Here is a 4,274-nt window from a genome sequence, read left to right as displayed (position 1 = left end):
AAGATAAAAGCCGCCCTGGTCGCGTCAGCGGGCCGTAGGCCTTAGGGCGGGGCTTCAGACCCAGTTTTTTGGTAAAGCCAAACTACCCTCCCCAGCAGCTTTTTTCTTAACCGAAAGTTAACCCTAGGCCCAATCTGGAGCCACTGCACCACCGACACCAGCGTTCCGGGAAGGGGCTGGAGAAGCTAGGGCTGCTGCTCCCCTGAAGAGGCAGAGGGGGGATAGAGCAGGGCTTCCAGCTCCTGCAGCGCTTGCTCCAGGTTGTCGTTGACAATCACGTAGTCAAATTCGTCTTGGGCATCCAATTCCTTGCGGGCCTGTTCCAGGCGGCGCTCGATGCTGGCCTCCGAGTCTTGTCCGCGCTCGCGGATGCGACGTTCCAGCTCTTCCAGAGAAGGGGGACAGAGAAAGATGCGAATGGCATCTGGGTACTGTTGCCTCACCTGACGGGCCCCCGCCAGCTCAATTTCCAGCAGCACATCCTGACCCTGGTTAAGTTTTTGGAACACGATCTCGCGGGGAGTGCCGTAAAAGTTGCCCGCATACTGTGCCCATTCCAACAGCTCGTTGGCTTCAATCAAGTTGAGAAATTCCTCCCGACTGCGAAAGTAGTAGTTGACGCCTTCCTGTTCGCTGGGGCGGGGGGGGCGGGTGGTGACCGAAACCGAGAGATACAGCTCGGGGTGGCGCTGGCGCAACTGGTTGACCAGCGTACCCTTACCCACTCCGCTGGGCCCTGTCAAAACCACCAAGCGACCGCGCGGGGTAGGAGCCGGAAGGGATCCCTGCTGCTGCGTACACTCAGAGGAAACCGGGGTAGGAGAGGTTGGCATAGACAGAGACCGACGCAAGACGGCTGGGCAATTGACTTGTTTGGGTTTGTTTTAGGATATCTCACTTCTGGTTTCTCAAACGGCTCACAGCGATGGGCTTTCACTCGGTCTCGTCTGGCAAACCGGGCTTGGCCGTGAGGAAGCGGTTGGCAACGGTTTCGGGTTGGATGGCGGAGAGGATAACGTGCCCGGAATCGGTGATGATGACAGCGCGGGTACGACGACCATAGGTAGCATCCACCAACTGGCCCCTCTCGCGGGCATCGCTGATGATGCGTTTGATGGGAGCTGACTCGGGACTGACAATGGCGACCACACGCCCAGCGGCGACGATGTTGCCAAAGCCAATGTTGATTAGGCGGGTATCCATGGGGTGATGAGCGAACCTAACGGCTGTCCGGCCAGCGACCTTCATTAAGGTAGCAAATGGGGCTCTTTCGCGGGTTTGCTACAACGACACCTGAGTTCTCGGCCAATGGGGCAGTGGGTTTCGGCGACAAATCCCGTTCGGGTGAGCCGCAAAAAGGCTGTGGTTGCATAACAAGCTGCACCCTCCCAAACAACTTGCCCTGTTTATCGAGGACGGTAAAATCGTCAACATGAAGCCACTTCAATGGAACTTGAACTGTAAGCCTCAAAGGCCGCCGCTGTGGTAAGCAGTTTGAGGCAGCTCTGAAAACGAAAAGATCGACCCAGCACCCCAAGCTTGAATAGATTTCTTCCTTGCCTATGCTTGACCTGACTTGGCTGGATCCCCTTGTCCAACACTTTCAACTGGGGGATCCAAAGCCACCCGAAGCCATCCGAGTGGGCCTCATTCACCAAACTTGGAAACTCAACACCTCTGAGGGATCCTTCATCGCCCAGCGCCTTCATCCCCGATTTGATCCTGCTGTCACCGAAGATGGTCAAGCCATCGGCCAATGGTTGAGACAACACGGCTTCCCTGTGCCCCGATTCCGCCGCGCTCGCGATGGATCCCTGCACTTGTCCTGGGCAGAAGGGCTGTGGCGGGTCATGGATTGTCTGCCGGGATCCTGTCACCCAACTCCTCCCAATTGGGGCTATCTGGAAGAGGCGGGGGCAGCCGTTGGACGCCTGCATCGACTCTTGGCCCAGATGGACTATCGTTTTCGCTTCCAGATCCCGCATTTTCACGATACGGCTCACCTTTGGCAACAGCTACGCCAGTATGAGCCGGCCCCAGAAGTGCAGGCAGAATGGCAGTTTTTAATCGAAACTGTGCCCAATCTTCTGCTGCCCTCGGGGATCCCAACTCAAATCATCCATGCCGATCTCAAGTTCAACAACTTTTTGTTCGATGAGCAGGGGCGATTTGTGGGCCTGGTGGATCTGGACACCTTTATGTATCACAATCTCTATGTTGAATTGGGGGATGCCCTGCGCTCCTGGGGCAAACGAGGAAATACCCTTCAGCCCGAGGCGATCCTGGCCGGGTTGCGGGGCTATGCCCAAACCGGGAACTTGCACGCCCTACAACCGGAACTCCTTCTCCAAGGGATCCAACTGATTACCCTGGAATTGGGGATGCGCTTTTTGCAGGATTGGTTTGAAGACGCTTACTGGAATTGGGATCCCCAGCGCTACCCCAGCCGCAAAGCCCATAACCTGGCCCGCTGCCAACAGCAAATTTGCCTCTATCAAGACCTAACCCAGAGGGCACCCCAACTGTTGGAGTCCATGCGCGCCCTTTTGTCTTGTGAGCAGCGGAAAGAGGGAAGGTAGCCAACAGGTTTGCCCAGCTTTTGACAGCTCGTTTTGGGATCTGCTACCGCGGCATAGGAATGAAACATTTCTAAATATTTCTGTGGCATTGCTTCCCGACTCTCCTCCCCCAGCGGGAGAGGGGCTGGGGGCGGTCGCGAAACGCCTAGGAAGTGTCTCAATCTAGTTTCAAATGACGATAACGCTCAATCTCGACTTTGACTTGGATCGCAATGGTCGGGAACACGCTCCAAGCTCCCCTAGGCGGTTTGCACTTGGCGCACCAACCCAGTCGTTTTCAGAGCAGCCAAAGCGCGATCCCGGTAACGGCCATAGCGCTCCTGCTTGTTGCGAAGCTTGCGCCCCTCCAAATCCGGCAACAGCCCAAAATTGGCCGGCATCGGCTGAAAGTGCCTGGGATCGGCGCTGCTGATGAATTGAAACAGGGATCCCATCATTGTTTCGGGGGGCAGCGTGATCAAGGGCAACCCCAGAGCCAGGCGGGCGGCGTTCTGCCCGGCCAACCATCCCCCTGCCACCGCGCAGGCATAGCCCTCGGTGCCCACCAACTGGCCGGCGGCAAACAGCGTGGGTCGGCGACGAAATTGCAAGGTCGGCCACAGAAGCTGGGGGGAATTCAAAAACGTATTGCGGTGCATCACCCCAAAGCGGACAAACTCCGCCTGTTCCAGGCCGGGGATGAGGCGAAAGACCCGCTGCTGTTCTCCCCATTTCAAGTTGGTTTGAAAGCCCACCAAGTTCCACAGCTGCCCTGCTTTGTCCTCTTGCCGCAACTGCACCACCGCGTAAGGACGGGATCCCGTGCGCGGATCCACCAGCCCCACCGGCTTCAAGGGGCCGAAACAGAGGGTGTCTTTGCCACGGCGCGCCATTTCTTCAATCGGCAAGCAGCCCTCGAAAAACTTGCGCTCCTCCCGTTCAAAATCCTTGAGGGGCGCCTGCTCCGCCTCCACCAGCGCCCGCCAAAACCGTTCGTACTCCGCTTCCGTCATGGGGCAGTTGAGATAGGCTGCTTCCCCCTTGTCGTAGCGGGAAGCCTGAAACACCACCGCTCGGTTCAACGAATCCCCGGTAACAATGGGGCTAGAAGCATCGAAAAAGCTCAGGTACTCCAGGCCCGTAAAGGCTTGCAGTGCCTTGGCCAGGGGATCGCTGGTCAGAGGGCCGGTACAGAGGACGGCAATGCCCTCCGGGATCTCCGTCACCTCCTCCCGACGCAGGGTGATGCGGGGATGGTTTTGAATGGCTTCCGTGAGAGCCTGGCTGAAGCGGGCCCGATCCACTGCCAATGCCCCTCCTGCCGGCACTGCATGGCAATCCGCCGTCGCGATCACCAGGGATCCCAGTTGTCGCAGTTCTTCCTTGAGCAGCCCTGCCGCCCGATCGCTGGCCGCAGCCCCAAAGGAGTTGCTGCACACCAGCTCCCCCAACTGATCGGTGTGATGGGCCGGGCTCTGACGCACGGGGCGCATCTCCGAAAGGATGACAGGCAACCCTGCCTGGGCAATTTGCCAAGCAGCTTCTGTCCCCGCCAACCCCCCGCCCACAACATGGATGGGGGCAAAGGCTCCCGCTCGTGCAAGCGGGCTGCAAGCCCTTGGGTTAGTTGGAGGGTTCATCACAACCTCCGGGAGGGAAGAGAAGAATGGAGCGCACCCTGCTAGGGCCGGAAACGGCTCAGGTCAAACCCACTAT

At 58.3% G+C, this 4,274-nt stretch carries 4 protein-coding genes; 1 reads left to right on the top strand and 3 read right to left on the bottom strand.

The window, feature by feature from the left end; genetic code table 11:
- Window positions 1-185: 185 nt before the first annotated feature.
- Both gmk and remA read right to left on the bottom strand, forming a co-directional pair.
- Window positions 186-833, bottom strand: a complete 648-nt coding sequence (gene gmk, locus NW829_RS02925; protein ID WP_414416389.1) for a guanylate kinase — start codon at window positions 831-833, stop codon at window positions 186-188.
- A gap of 100 nt (window positions 834-933) precedes the next feature.
- Complete coding sequence (remA, locus tag NW829_RS02920) at window positions 934-1,203, bottom strand: extracellular matrix/biofilm regulator RemA (RefSeq protein WP_414330335.1); 270 nt, start codon at window positions 1,201-1,203, stop codon at window positions 934-936.
- 359 nt (window positions 1,204-1,562) lie between these two features.
- Here remA and NW829_RS02915 point away from each other — a divergent pair, with 359 nt between their 5' ends.
- On the top strand, window positions 1,563-2,579 hold the full coding sequence (locus NW829_RS02915) for a phosphotransferase enzyme family protein (RefSeq protein ID WP_414416392.1): 1,017 nt from the start codon (window positions 1,563-1,565) through the stop codon (window positions 2,577-2,579).
- Between the two features lie 239 nt (window positions 2,580-2,818).
- On the opposite strand, the gene trmFO is transcribed toward NW829_RS02915, so the two are convergent.
- The gene (trmFO, locus tag NW829_RS02910) at window positions 2,819-4,198 is read right to left on the bottom strand and encodes an FADH(2)-oxidizing methylenetetrahydrofolate--tRNA-(uracil(54)-C(5))-methyltransferase TrmFO (RefSeq protein WP_414329729.1); all 1,380 of its coding nucleotides are present in this window, start codon (window positions 4,196-4,198) and stop codon (window positions 2,819-2,821) included.
- Between the last annotated feature and the right edge of the window lie 76 nt (window positions 4,199-4,274).

The organism is Synechococcus sp. R55.8 (assembly GCF_047461895.1).
Taxonomy (GTDB): domain Bacteria; phylum Cyanobacteriota; class Cyanobacteriia; order Thermostichales; family Thermostichaceae; genus Thermostichus.
This window is presented reverse-complemented; position numbering and strand designations above follow the sequence as displayed.